The organism is Streptomyces sp. TLI_171 (assembly GCF_003610255.1).
GTDB lineage: Bacteria > Actinomycetota > Actinomycetes > Streptomycetales > Streptomycetaceae > Kitasatospora.
Map to the genome: position 1 here is coordinate 7,122,041 of NZ_RAPS01000001.1, position 19,505 is coordinate 7,141,545.

17 protein-coding genes and 1 pseudogene are annotated in these 19,505 nt (G+C 73.2%); 10 read left to right on the forward strand and 8 right to left on the reverse strand.

Annotated elements, in window-relative coordinates:
* Positions 1–61: 61 nt before the first annotated feature.
* The 3 genes from BX266_RS31640 to BX266_RS31650 form a co-directional block, all read right to left on the reverse strand.
* On the reverse strand, positions 62–949 hold the full coding sequence (locus BX266_RS31640) for a sugar phosphate isomerase/epimerase (RefSeq protein WP_099905482.1): 888 nt from the start codon (positions 947–949) through the stop codon (positions 62–64).
* On the reverse strand, positions 946–2,094 hold the full coding sequence (locus BX266_RS31645) for a dihydrodipicolinate synthase family protein (protein ID WP_099905484.1): 1,149 nt from the start codon (positions 2,092–2,094) through the stop codon (positions 946–948). The genes BX266_RS31640 and BX266_RS31645 overlap by 4 nt, the downstream gene beginning before the upstream one ends.
* A 144-nt stretch (positions 2,095–2,238) precedes the next feature.
* Positions 2,239–3,390, reverse strand: coding sequence for a Gfo/Idh/MocA family protein (locus tag BX266_RS31650; RefSeq protein ID WP_099905486.1), 1,152 nt, complete (start codon positions 3,388–3,390; stop codon positions 2,239–2,241).
* Positions 3,391–3,796: 406 nt separating this feature from the next.
* Here BX266_RS31650 and BX266_RS31655 point away from each other — a divergent pair, with 406 nt between their 5' ends.
* Complete coding sequence (locus BX266_RS31655; RefSeq protein ID WP_259464948.1) at positions 3,797–4,834, forward strand: LacI family DNA-binding transcriptional regulator; 1,038 nt, start codon at positions 3,797–3,799, stop codon at positions 4,832–4,834.
* 52 nt (positions 4,835–4,886) lie between these two features.
* Here the strand turns inward: BX266_RS31655 and BX266_RS31660 are convergent.
* The 3 genes and pseudogenes from BX266_RS31660 to BX266_RS31670 all read right to left on the reverse strand — a co-directional run.
* Positions 4,887–5,075, reverse strand: a pseudogene (locus tag BX266_RS31660) (hypothetical protein); the annotation flags it as partial.
* Positions 5,076–5,140: 65 nt separating this feature from the next.
* Positions 5,141–5,626 (reverse strand): hypothetical protein, encoded by a 486-nt coding sequence (locus tag BX266_RS31665; protein ID WP_218969288.1) that lies wholly within the window; start codon positions 5,624–5,626, stop codon positions 5,141–5,143.
* A 34-nt stretch (positions 5,627–5,660) separates the two neighbouring features.
* Entirely contained in the window at positions 5,661–6,218 is a 558-nt protein-coding gene (locus tag BX266_RS31670; protein ID WP_180290687.1) for a MarR family winged helix-turn-helix transcriptional regulator, read from the reverse strand.
* A gap of 193 nt (positions 6,219–6,411) precedes the next feature.
* On the opposite strand from BX266_RS31670, the gene BX266_RS31675 reads away from it, so the two are divergent.
* From BX266_RS31675 to BX266_RS31700, 6 genes are all read left to right on the forward strand, one after another.
* Positions 6,412–7,551: an MFS transporter gene (locus tag BX266_RS31675; protein ID WP_399170861.1), complete on the forward strand. Its 1,140-nt coding sequence runs from the start codon at positions 6,412–6,414 to the stop codon at positions 7,549–7,551.
* Positions 7,548–9,848: a molybdopterin oxidoreductase family protein gene (locus BX266_RS31680; protein WP_099905490.1), complete on the forward strand. Its 2,301-nt coding sequence runs from the start codon at positions 7,548–7,550 to the stop codon at positions 9,846–9,848. The genes BX266_RS31675 and BX266_RS31680 overlap by 4 nt, the downstream gene beginning before the upstream one ends.
* Before the next feature lie 6 nt (positions 9,849–9,854).
* A complete protein-coding gene (locus BX266_RS31685; protein ID WP_099905492.1) occupies positions 9,855–10,472 on the forward strand; it encodes a 4Fe-4S dicluster domain-containing protein in 618 nt (205 codons plus the stop codon).
* Positions 10,469–11,098 (forward strand): ubiquinol-cytochrome c reductase iron-sulfur subunit, encoded by a 630-nt coding sequence (locus tag BX266_RS31690; RefSeq protein WP_099905494.1) that lies wholly within the window; start codon positions 10,469–10,471, stop codon positions 11,096–11,098. Before BX266_RS31685 ends, BX266_RS31690 begins: the two co-directional genes overlap by 4 nt.
* Positions 11,099–11,150: 52 nt before the next feature.
* Complete coding sequence (locus BX266_RS31695) at positions 11,151–11,519, forward strand: hypothetical protein (protein WP_099905496.1); 369 nt, start codon at positions 11,151–11,153, stop codon at positions 11,517–11,519.
* Positions 11,520–11,686: 167 nt separating this feature from the next.
* A complete protein-coding gene (locus BX266_RS31700; RefSeq protein ID WP_099905498.1) occupies positions 11,687–12,613 on the forward strand; it encodes a hypothetical protein in 927 nt (308 codons plus the stop codon).
* A gap of 363 nt (positions 12,614–12,976) precedes the next feature.
* On the opposite strand, the gene BX266_RS31705 is transcribed toward BX266_RS31700, so the two are convergent.
* Entirely contained in the window at positions 12,977–14,218 is a 1,242-nt protein-coding gene (locus BX266_RS31705) for an MFS transporter (protein ID WP_099905500.1), read from the reverse strand.
* A 135-nt stretch (positions 14,219–14,353) separates the two neighbouring features.
* Here BX266_RS31705 and BX266_RS31710 point away from each other — a divergent pair, with 135 nt between their 5' ends.
* The gene (locus BX266_RS31710; RefSeq protein ID WP_099905502.1) at positions 14,354–15,289 is read left to right on the forward strand and encodes a LysR family transcriptional regulator; all 936 of its coding nucleotides are present in this window, start codon (positions 14,354–14,356) and stop codon (positions 15,287–15,289) included.
* Positions 15,290–15,363: 74 nt separating this feature from the next.
* On the opposite strand, the gene BX266_RS31715 is transcribed toward BX266_RS31710, so the two are convergent.
* Complete coding sequence (locus BX266_RS31715) at positions 15,364–16,626, reverse strand: threonine/serine exporter ThrE family protein (RefSeq protein WP_099905504.1); 1,263 nt, start codon at positions 16,624–16,626, stop codon at positions 15,364–15,366.
* 204 nt (positions 16,627–16,830) lie between these two features.
* Between BX266_RS31715 and BX266_RS31720 the strand changes: the two genes are divergently transcribed.
* Together BX266_RS31720 and BX266_RS31725 are read left to right on the forward strand one after the other, a co-directional pair.
* Positions 16,831–17,235 carry an SHOCT domain-containing protein gene (locus BX266_RS31720; protein ID WP_099905506.1) on the forward strand — a complete coding sequence of 135 codons (405 nt, stop codon included), beginning with the start codon at positions 16,831–16,833 and terminating at the stop codon, positions 17,233–17,235.
* A 190-nt stretch (positions 17,236–17,425) separates the two neighbouring features.
* Positions 17,426–19,474 (forward strand): SpoIIE family protein phosphatase, encoded by a 2,049-nt coding sequence (locus tag BX266_RS31725; RefSeq protein WP_099905508.1) that lies wholly within the window; start codon positions 17,426–17,428, stop codon positions 19,472–19,474.
* The last annotated feature ends 31 nt before the right edge of the window (positions 19,475–19,505 follow it).

Here is a 19,505-nt window from a genome sequence, read left to right on the forward strand (position 1 = left end):
GCACGACGTCGGCCCGCGCGCTCGTACCCCCGCCCCGCCCCGTCCGCCCGCCGCGTGCCGTTCAGCGGCGGACGATGTGTGCCCGGTGGCGCTCCTTCAGCGTGGCCAGGGTCCGGTCACCCGGAGTACTCCACACCGTCTCGTTGAACAGCTCGACCTCGATCCAGCCGCGGTAGCCGGCCTCGGTCACCCGGTCGGTCAGCCAGCCGAAATCGATGTGGCCGTCGCCGACGTGGCCGCGGCCGAGCAGTGCATCCGCGGGGAGCGGGAGCGTCCAGTCGCACACCTGGTAGGAGGCGATCCGCCCGCCCTCCCCGGCGCGGGTCAGCTGGGTTGCCAACTCCGGGTCCCACCAGACGTGGTAGCTGTCCACCACGACGCCGACCCGGTCCGCCGGGTGCGGCTCGGCCAGGTCGAGCGCCTGGCCGAGCGTGGAGACCACCGCCCGGTCCGCGCAGAACATCGGGTGCAGCGGCTCGATCGCCAGACGGACCCCGAAGTCACCCGCGTGCGGCGCGAGTTCAGCGATCATGTCGGCGACCTGACGGCGCGCGCCGACCAGGTCCCGGCTGCCGGACGGCAGACCGCCGACCACCAGCACCAGTGTGTCGGTCCCGAGTTCGGCCGCCTCCTCGATCGCCGCCAGGTTGTCCGCGAACGCCGCCCGACGGGCCGACTCGTCGCCCGCGGTCAGGAACCCGCCCCGGCACAGGCTGCTGACCGTCAGGCCGGCGTCCCGGCACAGCCGCGCCGCGCGGCCCAGGCCGGTCTCCGCGACCTTGTCCCGCCACAGGCCGATCGCCGGAATCCCGGCCGTCGCGCACCCGCGCACCGCCTCCTCCAGACTCCACCCCTTGGTGGTGATCTGGTTCAACGACAGCCGCTCGCAGCCCTCGGCCGCCACCGGGCCCGACCCGATCCGCGCGCCTACTCCCGATCCCGCGCTCATGCCCGCACCCCCGCCAGTGCCAGGAACTCCCGCATCCGGCCCGCCGCCAGCTCCGGATCCGCCAACACGCCGGCCGCATCCGCCAGTCGGAACAGCTCCAGCAGATGACTCACGGACCGGCCGCTCTGCGCCCCCGCCACCATCGTGAAGTGGTCCTGGTGGCCGCACAGCCACGCCAGGAACACGATGCCCGTCTTGTAGTGGAAGGTCGGCGCCGCGAACAGGTGCCGGGCCAGCGGCACCGTCGGCGCGAACAGAGCGTCGTAGCGCGCGAGATCGCCCGCGTCCAACGCCTGCAGCGCCGCCGCCGCGACCTGGGCGATCGGGTCGAACACCCCGAGCAGGGCGTCACTGTGCCCCAGCCCGTCGCCCCGGACCAGCTCCGGATAGTTGAAGTCATCACCCGTGTACAGCCGCACCCCGGCCGGGAGTTCGCGGCGCAGCGCCACCTCCCGGCCCGCGTCGAGCAGCGAGACCTTGACTCCGTCCACCCGCCCCGGGTGACTGCGGATCAACTCCAGCACCGTCTCCGCCGCCGCATCGACGTCCGCCGACCCCCAGTATCCGGCCAGCGCCGGATCGAACATCTCGCCCAACCAGTGCAGGATCACCGGCCGTTCGGACTGCTCGATCAGCCGCCCGTACACCGCGAGGTAGTCCTCCGGTCCGCTCGCCGACGCGGCCAGCGCCCGACTCGCCATCAGGATCGGCTGGGCGCCGGACCCCTCCACCACCGCCAGCTGCTCCTCGTACGCAGCCGTCACCGCAGCCAATGAGACGTCGACCGAGGAGAGTTGATCGGTCCCCGCGCCGCAGGCCAGCCGCCCGCCGACCGCCTTGGCCTCCGCCCCGGCACGGACGATCAGCTCCCGGGTCGCGGTCCAGTCCAGGCCCATCCCGCGCTGCGCGGTGTCCATCGCGTCGGCGACGCCCAGGCCCAGCGACCACAGCCGGTGGCGGAACGCCAGCGTGGTCTCCCAGTCCACCGCGGCCGGCGCGCCCGGGGCGTTGCCGCCCAGCGGATCGGCCACCACGTGGGCGGCGGCGAACGCCACCCGGGAGGAGGACGGCCCCGGCGGCACGGGCAGCGGCTCGGGATCACGCAGTTGGTACCGGCCGATGCCGGGAAGGTCGAGATGCGTCATGGTGTCAGGCCTCGCGGGTCGGTCGGTGGTCGTCGGTCGGTGGTCGTCGGTCGATCGAGTCGAGAGATGGAGAGGGGGAGAGGGGAGAGGGGAGAGGGGAGAGCCGGGGGGCTGGGGTCGCTGGGCGCGCGGCGCAGCGGGAGGTCAGAGGCTGAGCTCGGGAACGTCCAGGCGGCGTCCCTCGCGCGCCGAGCGCAGGCCCAACTCGGCGAGCTGCACGCCCTTCGCACCCTCCAGCAGGTCCCACTGGTACGGGGCCCCGGTCGCCACGTGCCGCAGGAACAGCTCCCACTGCACCTTGAAGCCGTTGTCGAACTCGCCGTTGTCCGGCACCTGCTGCCACTGCTCACGGAACCGTTCGGTGGCCGGCAGGTCCGGGTTCCACACCGGCTTCGGCGTCGAAGCACGGTGCTGGATACGGCAGTTGCGCAGGCCGGCGACGGCGCTGCCCTCGGTGCCGTCGATCTGGAACTCCACCAGCTCGTCCCGGTCCACCCGAACCGCCCACGACGAGTTCACCTGGGCGACGATCCCGCCCTCCAGTTCGAACACGCCGTACGCGGCGTCGTCCGCCGTCGCCGGGTACGGGCGGCCCTGCTCGTCCACCCGCTGCGGGACGTGCGTCGCCGCATGCGCGTACACCGAACGGACCGGGGCGACGATCCCGTCCAGCACGTACCGCCAGTGCGGGAACATGTCGAGGATCATTCCGCCGCCGTCCTCGGCCCGGTAGTTCCAGGACGGGCGCTGCGCGCTCTGCCAGTCGCCCTCGAACACCCAGTAGCCGAACTCGCCGCGCACCGACAGGATCCGGCCGAAGAACCCGCCGTCCACCAGCCGCTTGAGCTTCAGCAGGCCGGGCAGGAACAGCTTGTCCTGCACCGCCCCGTTGCACACCCCCGCCTCCCGGGCCAGGCGCGCCAACTCCAGCGCGGCGTCCAGGGATTCGGCGGTCGGCTTCTCGGTGTAGATGTGCTTCCCGGCCGCGATCGCCGACTTGATCGCCGACTCCCGGGCCGGGGTGACCTGCGCGTCGAAGTAGATCTCCGCCAGCGGATGGGCCAACGCCTCGTCCAGCGAGGTGGTCCAGTGCGTCAGCCCGTGCCGCGCGGCCAGCTCCTCCAGCTTGGCGGCGCTGCGCCCGACCAGGATCGGCTCGGGCCACAGCACCTCGCCGTCGCCGAGCGGGAGCCCGCCCTGCTCGCGGATGGCCAGGATCGAGCGCACCAGGTGCTGGCGGTAGCCCATCCGACCGGTGACGCCGTTCATGACGATGCCGATGACCCTGCGGGACATGGGGAGTTCCTTTCCTGAAGGTGCCGAGCGATCGGCCACCGGTGGTTCGGGCAGTAGGTGAAGCCCGGGGGGTCGGGCGATACGAGGCGGACGAGGAGGCGAACGAAGGGGGCGGTGGAAAGCGCTTTCCATCGCGGCCCGAAGATGCCCGGGCGAGGTGCGCCGGGGGATTGGCCCCGGTTCCACTCCGCCGGGGCCGTGAACTGCTCCGGGAAGGTCTGGTGCGACTTCCGGAAAGCGCTTTCCACAGTGACGCTGCGGACCATTGGAAAGCGCTTTCCACCGCCGAGGCTAGGCGGCCGCATCGTCCCGGTCAAGGTGGTTCGGGCGAGCGGTAACCTGATTCCTCGATCACCGGGCACTACCGGCGATCGCCGGCGAGCAGGATGCGGACGAAGGAGCATCGGTGGCTGTCACTCTCGGAGATGTCGCCCGGCACGCCGGCGTCTCGCTCGCCACCGCCTCCCGAGCGCTGAACGGCTCGGCCCGGTCGGTGACGGAGGAGCTGTCCGCGAAGGTCCGGGCGAGCGCGGAGGCGCTGGGCTACCTGCCGAACGCGCCGGCCCAGGCGTTGGCCCGGGCGACCGGCGCGACGATCGGGGTGCTGCTGCACGATGTCGCCGATCCGTACTTCGGCGGGATCGCCCGCGGCGTGGGCGACGCCGCCGCACGCGCGGGCCTGCTGTCGCTGGTGGCCAGCACGGACGGCGATCCGCGGCGCGAGCTGGAGGCGATCCGGATGCTGCACGCGCATCGGGCGCGGGCGATCGTGCTGGCCGGGTCGGCGTACACCGACGTGGAAGCGCGGCGGCGGCTGGACGAGGCGTTGACGGCCTATCAGGCCCAGGGCGGCCACGTGGTGGCGATCAGTGAGCACGGCCCGAACTACGACACCGTGCACGTGAACAATCAGGAGGGGGCGACCTCCCTCACCTACGCGTTGCAGCAGCTCGGCCACCGCCGGTTCGCAGTGATCACCGGTCCCGAGCGGATGTGGGTGTCCGCGGACCGGTTGAACGGCGTGCTGGACGCCCTGCGCGGGGCGGGCCAGGAGCCGACCGACGGGATGGTGCAGCACGCCGAGTTCACCCGGGAGGGCGGACAGGCAGCGATGGCGCGCATCCTGGACATCGCCCGGGAGAGTGGAACTCCCCTCCCCACGGCGGTGATCGCGCTGTCCGACATCTGCGCGGCCGGGGCGCTCGCCGAACTGCGGGCCGGAGGAATCTCCGTCCCCGGCGAGATGTCGGTCGCCGGTTTCGACGACATCCCGCTGGCGACCGATCTGGCCCCGGCGCTGAGCACCGTCCGGCTGCCGCTGATCAGGATGGGCGAGTCCGCGGTGCGTCTGGCGCTCCGGGGGCCCGGCCCGCAGCGCGACCGCAGCGAGGCCTTCGCCCAGGTGGTGCTGCGGGACAGCACCGCGGCGCCGAAAGCGGACTGACCAACCGTCAGGTATCGGCGGCCGGGTTCGTCCGGTCCGGGCTCCGCATCGCTCAGCCGCCCTCGGTCCGCCGTCGGCCGGTGACCTCGGAGGCGGGCAGGCGGCCTGCCCTGGACGTGCCGGTCAGCGCGTCGCCGTCGACCGTGACCGCGAAGGCCGGGTTCAGGCGCAGCGGTTGGGTGACGGCCTGCTTCCAGCTGAGCCGGTCGCCGTCAGGCACGAGCTCGGTGAGCGGCACCTGCCCGCCGGACCGAATCACCGTTCCGCGCGTGGACCGAGACGTGGCGTCGCGAGGGGAAGGCGCGTTCAGGGCGCAAGGTGGAGGTGCCGGGCGGCCGGCTGGGTCGGGTCGGTGACGGTCGGCCGGAGGGCTGCGGCTGGTCCGGCGGCGGCCATCAGGGACTGCCAGGGCGCGGAGTCGAAGATCAGGGTGATGGCGGTGATGCGTCCCTGGTGCAGGTGAAAGTGTTCGGCGGTGCGCTGGATGCCGGCGGGAGAGGCGGTGTGGACGTCGTAGACGAGGGTGGCCCGGTCTTCGGCGTAGAGCTCGCTGATCAGGTCGACGGCGGTGACGATGCTCAACAGGCCGTCGAGGCCGTCGAGATGGCCGGTGGGGCTGTCGGAGGTCAGGAAGGGGCTGCGGAAGCGGAAGCCGGGGCCGAGTTGGGCGGCCGCGGTGGCGACGTCGCCGCGGAAGCGGGCCTCGTGGTAGGTGCGGACGGCGGCGGCAGAGCTCGGCGGCTCAGAGCCGGTCACGGGGTCGGTCGCGGGGTCGGTCACGGGCTCGGTCACGAGGTCTCCAGCAGGGCGGATACGGTCAGGGGGGTCAGCGGCGGCCGGCGTTGAGGTGCTGTTCCAACTGGTGCTGGTTGGTGACCAGGCGCAGGCAGAGGTGGCGGAAGGCGGCGAGCTCGTCGGGGGTGAACCCGCGGAAGACGGCGGCCATCGCGCGCTGGGTGGGTTGACGGAAGGCGTCCAGCCAGGCGGCGCCCTCGGGGGTCAGGGTGACTCGGACGGAGCGGCGGTCGTCGGGGTTCTGGACCCGGCGGACCAGGTGGTCGCGTTCCAGAGTGTCGACCAGGCCGGTGACGTTGCGCGAGCTGACGTCGGCGGCGCGGGCGAGTTCGCCGATGGTCAGGCCGAGTTCGTCGGCGGTGGCGAGCCGGGCGAGCACGTCGAGCGCGCCGGCGCTGAGTCCGCGGTTGCCCGCGCCGTGCGAGCGGAGGCGGTCGAGGGCCTGCGAGGCGGAGCGGACGGCGGCGGCCGCCTCCAGCGCGAGGGTGTCGTCGCCGAGGGCGAAGGCGCTCATCGAGGCGCGGACGCCGGGGTCGTAGAGGTGGCCGTCGATGTCCTCGGTCGGGCCGGAGATATGTACGTCCTTCATAATGAAGCCATACGTTAATGGCTGACGGCCCGTCAGTCCAGAGCGCGGGCCGGCGCGCCGTTCGCTCGCCCGTTCGGCGCAGCGACACGCCGCCGACGGCGCAGGTGATGGGCGGGTCCTGCGGGTGATCGCTAGCGTCCGGGCCTGAGAGAACGTCAGATCGATCGGCTCGTCGAGCGCTAGGAGATTGCGCGTGGCCGGGACCCTGCCGCCCCCCGAGGGCAGACCAGGCGACGGCGGACCGGCCGGCGCTGGCTCGTCCGTGTTCGCGGAGGAGTCGCTCGCGGCGCCGCCCGACGGGTCGACAGCACTGCGGGCCTCGGTGGTGGCCGCGGCCGCGAGCGTGCTGCTGGTGGTGGCGATCGTGCTCGGCAGCCGCGGGCTGCGCGACTTCGACTCCGCGCTGGTGCCGTACGCGGTGGCCACGGTGTTCCTGACCTTCGGCGTGGTCTACCGGTACATGGTGTGGGTGTCGGCGCCCGCCGCCCGCCGGCTGTTCCGTGAGGGCTGGAGAGCGGCGCTGTCCTGGGAGAACCTGAAGCGCTCGCCGGCCGCGCTGCCGAGGATGATCGCCACCTACCTGGGTTTTCAGAAGTTCCTCGGCGCACGGTCGCACGCCCGCTGGGCGGCACACCAACTGATGTTCTGGGGCTGCCTGTTGGCGGCGGCCATCACCTTCCCGCTGACCTGGGGCTGGTTCACCTTCACCGCCGCCAGTGCGGCCGGCCCCGGCTACGAGATGCGGCTGTGGGGCCTGCGGCTGTTCGGCTTCAACTCCGGCAGTTTCCTCGGCTGGGCGCTCTACCACGGCCTGGACCTGGCGGCGGTGATGGTGATCGGCGGCGCCGGCTACTTCCTGTGGCGCCGGATGCGGGACCGCGCGGCGACCACCGGCCAGCGCTTCGGCTACGACTTCGTCCCGCTGCTGTCGCTGCTGACCATCTCGGTGACCGGCCTGCTGCTGACCTTCTCCGAGATGTTCCTGCACGGCGGCGGCTACGAGTTCCTGGCGATCCTGCACATGGCCTCGGTGGTGCTGACCCTGGTCTACCTGCCGTTCGGGAAGTTCTTCCACATCGTGCAGCGTCCGGCCGCGGTCGGCATGCAGTTGTTCAAGTACACGGCCCGGCGCAAGGGTTCGGACGAGGTGGAGCTGCAGGCGTGCAAGCGCTGCGGGCAGCCGATCGACACGGTCGCCGCGGTGGAGAACCTGCGCGCCACCATGCGCGACCTCGACCTGGCCTTCGACGAGTGGGCCGAGTACTGCCCGCGCTGCAAGCGGGTGCTGCGTGGCACCGCCTACCTTTCGAACGTCAAGCGGGGGTTCAAGTGAGTGCCGACCACGTCCCGTTGGATCCGAGCGTCGCCCCGATCGGGACCCGGAACTTCCGCGACGCGGGCGGCCTGCCCGCCGCGGCCTGGCGCGCCGACCAGACCGAGCAGACCCTCGTCCCCACGCACTGCTGCTTCTGCGGCGTGCAGTGCGGGATGTACCTACGGGTGGACGGTCAGGGCAAGGTGTTCGGGGTGGAGCCGCGCAACCACGACATCAACCGGATGCGCCTGTGTCCCAAGGGAATCAACGCCTACCAGCAGGTCAACCACCCCGACCGGCTGACTGCGCCGCTGCTCCGTAGGGACCGCAACGAGCCGTTCCGGGAGGTGAGTTGGGAGGAGGCGCTGGACTTCACGGTCGAGCAGATCAATCGCATCCAGCAGGAGAGCGGCCGCGACGCCTTCGGCCTGCTCGGCGGCGCCAGCCTGTTCTCCGAAAAGACCTACCTGGTCGGCAAGTTCGCCCGGGTCGCGCTGAAGACCCGGCACGTCGACTACAACGGCCGACTGTGCATGGTGAGCGCCGCCGGCGCGAACAAGCTGGCCTTCGGCATCGACCGGGCCGCCAACCCGTTCGCCGACATCCTGCAGACCGAGTGTCTGCTGATCGCCGGTTCGAATGTCGGCGAGTGCTTCCCGGTGATGACCCAGTACGTGTGGGGCGCCCGCGACCGCGGCGCCACCCTGATCGTGGTCGACCCGCGGGAGACCGCCGTCGCCCGCACCGCGGACATCCACGTGGCGCTCAAGTCCGGTACCGACTCGGCGTTCTTCAACGCGGTGCTGCACGTCATCGTCGAGGAAGGCCTGACCGACGAGGCGTTCCTGGCCGCGCACGCCACCGGCTGGGAGGAGGTCAAGGCCACCGTCAAGGCGTACCCGCCCAGCCGGGCGGCCGAGATCTGCGGCGTCCCGGAGGAGCAGATCGTCCAGGTGGCGCGGGTGTTCGGACGGGCGGACCGGGCGATGGCGTGGCACGCGCGCGGCATCGAGCACCACACCCAGGGCGTGGAGAACTGCCTGACCGTCATCAACCTGTGCACCGCGACCGGCAACCTGGGCCGCCCGGGCGCCGGTTACGGCACCATCACCGGCCAGGGCAACGGACAGGGCGGCCGGGAACACGGCCAGAAGTCCGACCTGCTGCCCGGCGGCCGCTCCATCAACGACCCGGCGCACCGCCGGCAGGTCGCCGCGATCTGGGGCATCGAGGAGTCCGAACTCCCGCAGGCCGGAACCTCGATGATGGAGATGGTCTGGCAGATGCAGCGCGGCGAGATCCGCGGCCTGATCGGCATCTGCAACAACCCGTTCGTCTCGCTGCCCAACTACGCGGTGGTCAAAGACGGTTACGACAAGCTGGAGTTCCACGCCCAGTTCGACTTCTTCCTCTCCGAGACCGCCGCCAACGCGCACGTGGTCTTCCCGGTCACCACCTGGGCCGAGGACGAGGGCGTGATGGCCAACGCCGAGGCCCGCGTGGTCAAGCACAACAAGGCGCAGGAACCGCCCGAGGGCGTCCGCACCGACACCTGGGTGATGTGCGAGCTGGCCCGACGCCTGGGCGCGGGAAGCAAGTTCGCCTTCGAGGGATCCCGCGACGTGTTCGACGAGTTGCGCCGCGCCTCGGCCGGCACCGTGATCGACTACTACGGCATCACCTACGAGCGGCTGGAGCGGACCGGCGGCCTCGCCTGGCCCTGCCCGAGCCTCGAACACCCGGGAACGCCACGCCTGTTCGAGGACGGGAAGACGTACCACGCGGACGGCAAGGTGCACCTGCAGGCGGTGGAGTGGCACCCGCCGGCCGACCCGTACAGCGACGAGTTCCCGATGACGCTGACCACCGGCCGTACCGTGGCGCACTTCCTGTCGGGCAACCAGACCCGCCGGCTGGGCGGCCTGGTCGAGCAGACGCCGCGCCCGTGGGTGGAGGTGCACCCCTCGCACGGGTTCCGCAACGGGGAGCCGGTGCGGGTGGTGACACGGCGTGGCAACGAGGTGCTCCCGGCGCTGGTCACCGAGGCGATCCGCCCCGACCACGTGTTCGTGCCGTACCACTGGCCGTACCCGGTGGCGGCCAACGCGCTGACCATCGACGCGCTGGACCCGCGTTCGAAGATCCCCGAGTACAAGGTGTGCGCGGTGCGGATCGAGCACGCCGAGGCGATCGATCCGGTGCCCGCGCCGCCCACCCCGCCGGGCCGGGAAGCCTACCCGGAGGCCCAGGTGTCGCGCACCGACCCGCTGCCGCCGACCTCGCCGCAGGGCCGCGGCACCGCCGAGAGGGGCTGACCGCCGATGCTGGGACGCACCATCTTCATCGACCCGGGCCGCTGCATCGGCTGCCAGGCGTGCGTGTCGGCGTGCCGCGAGTGCGACTCGCACCGCGGCAAGTCGATGATCCACCTGGACTATCCGGACGAGGGCCGGTCGGTGGCTTCGCTGCCGACCGTGTGCATGCACTGCGAGGACCCGGTCGCACCGTGCGCCGAGGTCTGCCCGGCCGAGGCGATCCTGATCACCGCGGACGGCGTGGTCCAGGAGGCCGACCCGACGCGCTGCATCGGGTGCGCGAACTGCGTCAACGCCTGCCCGTTCGGCGTGCCCAAGATCGATCTGGAGGCGAAGCTCCAGATGAAGTGCAACCTCTGCTACGACCGTACCTCCTACGGGCTGGCGCCGATGTGCGCCACGGTTTGCCCGACCGGCGCGCTGTTCTACGGCACCGTCGAGGAGTTGCAGGCGGAGCGGCCCGGCGTGGACGTCTCCACGATGTTCGCGTTCGGCGACACCACCGTCTCCACCGGCGTCGCGATGGTGGTGCCGGCCGAGCGCCGGACCCCCGTGCCCGGCGGCATGTTGAACCTGATCGAGGTCAACGGGCGGCCCACGCCCGGGAATGGAGCGGTGGCGTGACCAGCCCCGTCAACTCCCCGGAGCCGGACGGCTCCGAGGGTCACCGGGCCGAGCAGGCCGCGCTGCGGGAGCGGATCAGCGCCGACTCGCTGACCACCCGCCGCGACTACCTGCGGATCGTGGCCACCGTCTCCGGCGGTCTGGTGGTCGGCTCCACGGTGGTCTCCGCAGGCGTCCTGCACCGCCACGGCGACGGCAGCGCCGCCCCGTTGAAGGTCGCCGACCGCCTGGAGCGCGGTCAGGCGGTGACCTTCGACTACCCCGGCGAGGCCGACGCGGCGATGGCGATCCGGCTACCGGACGGCACCCTGGTCGGCTACTCCACGGTCTGCACCCACCTGGCCTGCGGGGTGCTCTGGCGGCGCGACGAGGGAACCGACGGAGATCTCTACTGCCCGTGCCACGAAGGGCAGTTCGACGCCCGCACCGGCGAGGTCACCGGCGGGCCGCCGCCCCGCCCGCTGCCGAAGGTGGTCATGGTGGAGGACGCCCAGGGCGCAGTCTGGGCGATCGGCACCGCCCGCTCCGGCGAGGACGAGCAGGCGGGGCTGTGCCGCGGCCTGCGCGACCGCAACCCCGCGCTCGCCGAGGCCGCCGGATGCGCAACGCGGAAGAGCGGCAAATGACGCCCCGCGGAACCGACCTGATGTGCCGTCAAGCGTGCGCCGGAGGTGGGCGATGAGCGTACCCGAGGGGCACTTCCCGGAGGACTACCACCCGGGCAGTGACGAGCCGAGGCTCAACCGGCCCGTCCACGACCGGTATCCGCAGATCCGGGCGACCTCCGGCTACGCCGACCCGCGAGTCTCCGCAACCGGCCCCGGCCCCGGTGCGGGCACCGACCAGCAGCCGGAGCGCTCCGCCATCCTGTCCGCCCGGCTCGGACTGGTGATCACCATCGTGATCGGCCAGCTGTGGGCGCTGACCGTCGCCACCAACGCCTGGATGCGCGGCCAGATCGCCACCGCCTGGTGGTGCACCGGCTTCAGCGCCGCGTCCTTCGTGGTCGTCCTGCTGGCCTGGTGGATCTCGCCCAACGACCGCTGATCGCAGCGCTGTTCCGACCCGTGCGAAGCCCTCGCCGGGACCGGCCGGCGCCCCGTACGCTGTCCCCCCGGCCGCCGCGAGCGGCCACCGGGACAGTGGGGCGCCGGCCGGTCCGCGTCGGCGCCCGGCGGGGGAGTGCGCCGTCCGGCGCGAGGAGGGCACAGCGCATGAGTGAGCACGTCATCGGCGTCGGGACCGTCGACACCGGCCGTCCGGAACCCCAACAGGCGGCCCCCGCACGAATGGTGGCGGAACCGGTCCAGGTCCGGCCGTTCCCGGACCGGCAGGCGGTGCTGCGGGCCGCCGTCCTGGTGCCCGTCACCCCCGCCCACATGCACGCCGCGCACCCGGACGGGCCGCTGACCCTGGCCGTGACCGCCCCCGCCGACGTGGAGACCGGTGGCCTCGCCTGGGACGAGACCGCCGCACGGCTGGTGGCGCGCCCGGAACCGGAGCAGGTCGTCGGCGCCCGGATCGAGATCCTCACCGTCGCCGAACACCCCCTCGGCACCGCTGTCAAAGGCCCCGGCACCCAGATCGATTGGCCCGAGTGGGCGCAGCTCGGCGAGACCCCCGTGGTGTGGCGCGGACCGGTGGACCGGCTCGCCGACGGCGGCCGCTACCCCTGCTACCTGAGCGTCACCGGCGACGCCCGGGCACTCGCGATCCAGGCCGAGGGCGAACACGGCCTCGACTTCAACGAGGCGCTGCTCCGGGTGGCCGCCCCCGTCCCCGCCTGCCTGGCCCAACTCCCGCCCGGCCTGAGCCGATCCGAGGCACTCGGCCGCCTGGTCGGCCTGCTGATCGACGCCGGCGCGCGCTACCTGATCCCCGCCGACCCGCACGACCTGGCCGCCTGGCAACCCCACCTGCGGCGCACCTACCAGGAGTTGAACGAGCAGGCACGGCGCCGCCGGGACGAGCAGCCCACCGAGGCACTCGCCGCACACCGACCCCTGCGCTACGAGGCGGCCGTGGTCTCCGACCCGCCGGTGATCGTGCTGACGCCGGTGCTCCGCAAGGGCGGGCAGTGGCTGGCCGCGATGGACCCGTCGGCGCTCGAGCTGCCCTACTACCGGGGCGACGCCTGGTAGCCGAGCCACACCTGGTGCCCGGCGTCGGAGCGGGACGGGGCCCGGGCCGGGCTTCGCCGATGTCGCTGGACGGCCTGCCGAGTGGAGGCGACGTGCGCTGGCGGGGGCGGTACGGCCAGGGCGGGCCTACCGGTCCGTCAGGTGGGGGTGGCGGGTGTGGGAGTGGGGTGGTGTCCGGCTGCTTTCGCCTGCCCTGCTTCGTCGGCCTTCCGGCCCCGGGGGTCAGTCGCGACCGCGTTACGTGAGGGTCGGTCAGGTGGGGGTGGCGGGGGTTGGGGTGATGCCCGGCTGCTTTCGCCTGCCCGGCTTCGCCGGCTTTCCGGCCCCGGGGGTCCAGTCGCGACCGCGTTGCGTGAGGGTCGGTCAGGTGGGGGTGGCGGGTGTTGGGGCGGGGTGGGGTGTTCGGGTGGGGCGGGGGAGGAGGAGGGGGGTGGTGAGGATGAGCAGGCCGGTGGCGAGGAGGGCGGTGCGGGGGGCGGTGGCTGCGGCGAGCAGGCCGGCGAGGGCGGTGAGGACGGCTGTGGCGGCCTGCTGGCCGACGGACCAGGCTGTCAGGGTGCGGGCGACCAGGTGTGCGGGGGTGTGTTCGAGGCGGTAGGTGGCCAGGACCGGGGTGTACAGGCTCATGTTGACGATGATCGCCAGTTCGATGGCGATCACCGTGAGCAGGCCGGCCAGTCCGGGCCGGACCAGCACCAGGCCGATCAGCCAGACGGCGCGCAGCGTGCCGACGGTCCGGAAGACCCGGTCGCGGCCGTGGCGGGCCACCACCCGGCGGGCCAGCCGGGAGCCGAGCAGTCCGCCGAGGCACGGCGCGGCGAAGGCGAGCGCGTACTGCCAGGGCGGGAAGTGGAGTTGGCGCAGCAGGAGGACGGCGAGCAGCGGCTCGGTGGCCATGATCAGGCCGGCGACGAGCAGGTTGTTCAGGTACAGGGCGCGCAGCGTGGGCTCGCCCAGGATGTGCCGCCAGCCGTCGAGCAGGCCGCGTGCGGGCCGCGGGCCCCGGCTGCTCGGCTCCGGCGCGTCGTCCCGCCCGCGGATCGCGGTGAGGGCGACGGCGGAGAGCAGGTAACTGGCCGCATCGGCGATCACGGTGGCGACCGGCCCGAACAGTCCGATTGCTGCGCCGCCCAGCGGTGGGCCGACCGCGATGGAGCTCCAGTTGGTCGACTCGAAGCGGGAGTTGGCGGTCAGCAGGTCGTCGGGGCGGACGAGCGCCTTGACCAGGGCGCCGCTCGCCGCATTGAACGCGATCTTGGCCGCGGCGACCACGGCCGAGACCACCAGCAACTGGACGAACCCGAGCAGGCCGAGCGCGTAGCCGACCGGGACGGTCGCCATCGCCGCGAACCGGAGCAGGTCCATGGTGACCATGACGGGCCGTTTGCGCCGGAACTCCACCCACGGCCCGAGCGGCAGCGCGATCAGCGCCCCGACCGCGGGGCCCACCGCGGACAGCGCGGACACCTGGGCGGGCCCCGCGTGCAGCACCAGCACGGCGATCAGCGGCAACGCCCCGAACCCGAATCCGGACCCGTACGCACTGACCGCGTACGCCGCCCACAGCCAGCCGAACGGCCGGCCCAACGCTCTCCTGCCCGGCATGCCCTGCGCCCCCTCCACGTCCCCGGTGCACAATCCGACGTTGACCACAGGGAGCCAAGCAAGCCGCACAACCCCAGGTCAAACAACCGATCACCGGTCGATCCACAACCATCCGTTGTTCACTAGGGTGGCCACGTGGACCTCGAAGCCGTACGCACCTACGCCGCCGTCGCGGACGCAGGCCAGTTCCAGAAGGCCGCCGCTGACCTGTCGATCACTCAGCAGGCCGTCTCCAAGCGGATCGCCGCGCTGGAGCGCGAGCTCGGCGTGCGTCTGTTCACCCGCACCCCGCGCGGGGCGGAGCTGACCATCGACGGGCAGGCCTTCCTGCCGCACGCCCGAGAGCTGCTGCGGGTTGCGGAGCGGGCGGTGGCGTCGGTGCGCACGGGCCAGCGCGCGCTGCGCGTCGACGTGATCAACTCGCGCGGCGCGGCGTCCGGGCTGCTGCGGGACTTCCACCGCGCCCACCCGGAGATCGAGCTCGACGTGGTGATGCTGCTGGACATCGAGGCGGCCGTCGCCTCGGTGCGTTCGGGGGCGATCGACGCGTCCTTCCGGGCGGTCGCCGCGCCGGGCCGTCCGCTGCCCGAGGACGTGCGATCCGTCCGGGTGCTGGACGAGGCGCTGCAGTTGCTCACGGGGCCCGCGCACGCGCTGGCTGGCGCCCGTTCGGTGACGCTCGCCGAGCTGGTGGGGCACCGGATCTGGATGCCGGGGATCGTGCCCGGCAGCGAGTGGGCGGCCTACTACGACGACCTGGTCGCGGAGTTCGGGCTGACCATCGAGGCGACCGGCCCGAACTTCGGCTCGGACGCGCTGCTCGACACCATCGCCGACACCCCGGCGCTGGCCACCTTCATGAGCGAGCAGACCCGGCTGGTCTGGCCGGCCGGACACGGCCTGCGCCGCATCCCGGTCACCGACCCGACGCCGGTGTACCCGCACTCGCTGATCTGGCACCGCGACGACCCGCACCCGGCGCTCGCCACCCTCCGCGCCCACCTGGCCGCCGCCGTCCCCGGCCACGACGCACCGGGCACGTGGACGCCGCACTGGGTCCGCCCGAGCTGACCCGCCTTCCGCGGCGCGAGGTCGCGGTGACCGCCTGCGGTCGGGGCACAGGCGTGGTCGGGGCACGGGCGCGATCAGGGCAGCGGCCGCGGGCGCTGGGCGAGGACCGAACCGAGCAGCAGGCCGGCGGCGATGGCGACCACGACGGTGACCATCGACAGCAGGTCGTGGAAGCCCCGCACCGGGTGGCCGCCGGCCAGGCTGGTCAGGCCGCGCATGCCGAGCGAGCCGACGGTCAGGGTGAAGAAGCCCGGCAGCGCGAGCAGCAGGCGCGGCGGCCAGCCCGGGCGGTGGGCGACGGCGGTGGCGAGCGCGCCGAGCACGGCGGCGGCGACGAACGTCCCGCCGACCTCGCCGACCAGCTTCGTCGCCGCGGACTGCACCGCCACCGTCAGGTACACCGATGCGAGCAGCGCCGGCAGCAGCCGCCAGGGGACGGCGAACGCCAGGACGGTGCCGACGGTGAACACCACCCAGGCGAAGAACGTCGCCCAGCGCGGCAGGTCGGCGTGCGCCGCGAGGTCGAACAGCGCGGAGGTGTCGCCACCGGTGGCGTACACGCCGAGCATCACGCCCACGTACAGCTGGACCAGCAGGAACGCCGCGTACACCAGCCGGACCGCGCCGGTGGTGACGAAGCCCGCCGCGAGTTCCGTCGCACCGGCGGACAGCAGGTCGCCCGGGACGAAGTAGAACAGCGCGGGCAGCATCAGCAGCACGGCCCCGCCGTGCACCGGGGTGCGGGCGAACACCTCCAGCGTCGCCACGGACACGACCGTCGCCGCGACCAGCGGCAGCACCCGGGCCAGCCGGGGCCACCGGCCCGCCGCGACCGCCAGCACCGCGGTGAGCAGGCCGAGCACGGCGGTGCTGCCGATCTCGTACCAGGTGGGCTGCATCAGCGGCGCGAAGCCCACCGCGAACAGCACGATGCCCAGGCCCTTCAGCCACCACGGGTACGGGGCGGGGGAGTCGTCGATCGCGGCGAGGGTGCGCTCGGCCTCCGCGAGGGTGCGGCGGCCCCGTTCGACGTCTGCCGCCCACGGCTTGAGCGCGGCGACCTTGTCCAGCCGGGCGACGTCCGGGAAAGCCCTTACCGCGACGGTGCGGGACTGCCCGGCGAGCACCACCGTCAGCGTCGCACCGTCGGGGACCAGCACCATCGAGGTGCTGGCGCCGAAGCCCGCCGCGACCCGGGCCACCGCGTACTCCAGCTCGGACGCCCCCTCGCCACTGGCCGCCAGCAGCATCCGGGTCAGCCGCACCAGCAGCGCCGTCAACCGTTCCGGCGCCAGCTCGTCGGCCCCGCCAGGGCGGGCCGTCCGCTCGTCGTCCATCTGCGCCTCCCGGGCCCCGCCACCGAACCTGACACCTGCTCACATCCTGGCCTTGGCGGCGGTGCGGCGCGCGCAGGCGCACGGGAGGCGGGCGGGAGGGGTGCGGGAGGGGGTGCGGGCAGGTGCCGGGGCCGAGGGCCGCCGACATGCGATGTCCGAAATGTGGTGATACCACTCGTATGACCTGTGGAAGGGAGCCAGTCGATGGACGACTATCCGCTGCTCAACCTGTTCTGGACGATGCTCTGGCTGTTCCTGTGGATCCTGTGGTTCTTCCTGCTGTTCAAGGTGCTGACCGACATCTTCCGCAGCCACGACATGGGCGGGTGGGGCAAGGCCGGCTGGACGATCTTCGTGATCCTGCTGCCCTACCTGGGCGTCCTGGTCTACCTGATCGCCCGCGGCAAGGAGATGGGCAACCGCGACCGGGCGCTCGCCGCCCAGGCGGAAAGCGATTTCCAGGACTACGTACGGAAAGCCGCCGGCACCGACACCCAGGGCACCGGGCCACGGCACGTCGACGAGCTCAGCCGGCTCGCCGACCTGAAGAGCAGCGGCGCGATCTCCGAGGAGGAGTTCCAGAAGGCCAAGCAGAAGCTGCTCGCCTGACTCCGGCAACCGCCACCGGCCGACCGGCCGACGGGCCCGGACCGGCGCGGCACCCCCGCCCCGGCCCGGGCCGCCGCACAGACCCGGACGTCCCAGCGGGCCGGCCCGCCGCACGGACGGGCAGGCCGGGCGCAGCCGCCGACGACGCCGACGACCCCGCCGCGAGGCGGGCGGGAGGAGGACCACCGGGGTGCCGGAACCACAGCTGACACCCGAGGTGTTCGACCGCGCCATCGTGGCGATCGCCCTGACCGCCGGCGCCGAACACCGCCTGGTCTACTACAACGACGCGTTCCGCGCGCTGTTCGGCGACCGTCCGCTCGACGAACCCGCCCGCCAGGTGTTCACCGAACCCGGCTCGGAGCGCTTCGTCGCCACCCTCGACGCGGTGTTCGCCGACGGCACCGCCCGGCAGGTCACCGCGCACCGCACCCTCGGCTGCCCCAGTGGCCCCGCCTCCCACCGGCACTTCGTCTACTCCTGCTCGCCGGCCGCCACCCGGTACGGCCCCGGCATCCTCGCCGCCGCCATCGACACCACCGCCGAACTGCACTCGGCGATCGAGGCGGAGCGGCTCTCCGCAGACCGCCTGCACGCCCTGCAGCGCTACGAGGCGCTGATGGCCGCGGCCTCCCAGATGGTCTGGGTGACCAGCGCCGACGGCAGCACCAGCGAGCTGATGCCCGGCTGGGAGGAACTCACCGGCCAGCCCTTCCCGGAAGCCCTGGACGGCGGCTGGCTGGATGTCGTCCACCCGCAGGACCGTGCCGAGGTCGCCGCCCACTGGGCCGCCGCCGCCCGCGACCTGCCGCCCGTGTTCGACCATGTCTTCCGGGTCCGCTCCGCCGACGGCGGCTACCGGCACATCCGCTCCCGCGCCGTCCCGGTGGTCCGCGAGGGGCGGGACGCCGAGTGGATCGGCACCACCAGCGACATCGAGGACCAGTGGCGCAACCGCCTGCGCGAGCGGCTGCTCGCCCGGGCCGGCGCCGTCACCGAGGCCGAACGCGCCGAGGACGCCTTCGCCGCGCTCGCCGCCACGCTCGTCCCCGACCTCACCGACGTGTGCGCCGTCTACCTGCTGCCCGCCCCCGACGCCGCCGACGGCGAGGTGATCGCCACCCGGATCGCCTCCGTCGCCCGCGCCGGCCTGCCCACCCTGCCGCCGCTCAACCGGCAGACCTTCACGCTCGGCGAGCGTGCCAGGAAAGCGATTTCCGACCGCACCCCGACCCTGCTGCCCATCACCGGCGGCGAGGTCCCCGACGGCGCCGTCCCGGAGATCTCCGCGAAGTGGCTGCGCGAGGCCCGGGCCACCAGCCTCACCCTGCTGCCGATCGTCGTCGACGGCGCCGTGGTCGCCCTCGCCGCCACCGCCGGCTGCGAGGACGCGCCGCCGCCGGGCCCGGCCGACATCGACCTCCAGCACGAGGTGCTGCAACGGGCCCAGGCCCCGCTGCGCCAGGCACTCGCGCTGCAGCGCGCCCGGCACGCCGCAGTCGTCCTGCAGCGCGCGCTGCTCACCACCCCGCCGGAGATCGGCGGCGCCGCGGTCGCCGCCCGCTACCAGCCCGGCAGCCGCAACGCCGAGGTCGGCGGCGACTGGTACGACGCGTTCGCGCTGCCCGACGGCTCGCTGGCGATGACCATCGGCGACGTGGCCGGCCACGACCTGGCCGCCGCCACCACCATGGGCCAGCTCCGCGCGATGCTCCGCTCCATCGCCTACACCCGCACCCACAGCCACACGCCCGCCGACACCCTGCGCGAACTCGACACCGCCGCCGAGGGGCTCGGCGTCGGCAGCTTCGCCACCGCGGTGCACGCCCGGCTGGTGCGGCACGGCGCGGACGGCGGCTGGGAGCTGGAGTGGGCGAACGCCGGCCACCCGCCGCCGGTCCTGGTGCCCGTCGACGGCCCGCCCCGGCTGCTCGCCGCCGAGGACGCCGACGTGCCGCTGTGCGTCGACCCGCGCCGCCCCCGGGTGACGCACCGGCACCCGATCGGCCCCGGCGAGACGCTGCTGTTCTACACCGACGGGCTGGTGGAAGTTCCCGGCGAGCACCTGAACGAGGGCATCAGCCGGCTCTGCGCGGCCGCCGCCGAGGCCCGCCGCCGCCCGCTCGCCGACCTCTGCGACCACCTGGTCGGCCGGGTCGCCGACGTCCGCGACGACATCGCCGTGGTCGCCTTCCGCCCCGACCCGCCGCCCGTCCGTCCCGGACGCGCCCCCGGATGAGCGCACCGCACGGCCACGGCACGACAGGCAC